Genomic DNA, 507 nt, shown 5'->3' on the forward strand with positions numbered 1-507 from the left:
CGGTGAGGTGCTTCTCTTTTAGGAGCTGCCGGGCACGGTGCAGGCGTCTCCCAAGGAGATACTGGTACGGTGTTTGGCCAACTGCCGATTGGAACATCCGAAGAAAATGAGATTTGCTGTATCCGCTCTCCTGCGACAGCTCTTCCAACGTTAAAGCGTGGCCAAGCTCGGCTTCGATTCGATCCTGCACCCGAATGAGGATATGCGGCGGTAGACCAGAGGTGGTCGCGACGCCGACTGTCCCCGCTACGCCATCGGCGAGCACAAAGCGTACCCCGAGCGCATGCGCAAGTGAGTCAGCGTAGAGAGTGCCTGATGGGGCTCCTGTTTGTTGTTCCTCGCTGAGCAACTGGAGGATGGCCTCGATGGAGGCGTTATGGACGCCGGATCGGAAAGAAGGGATGGTGGAACAGTTGCAGCCGATCTCCTCGGCAATGGAACCTATAAATTCTCGGTCCATGGCGCAATAGATGAAATTAGCGGGTGTAAACAGGGAGATTGTCGGAA

Annotated in this window: 1 protein-coding gene; it reads right to left on the minus strand. The window is 56.4% G+C overall.

Annotation, left to right across the window (positions count from 1 at the left end; genetic code table 11):
• Window positions 1–507 (minus strand): helix-turn-helix transcriptional regulator (locus AC5S26_RS29950; RefSeq protein ID WP_494188606.1); only part of this gene is annotated, 507 nt, incomplete at both ends.

The sequence above is a fragment of the Edaphobacter sp. FHG110511_03 genome (assembly GCF_059115365.1).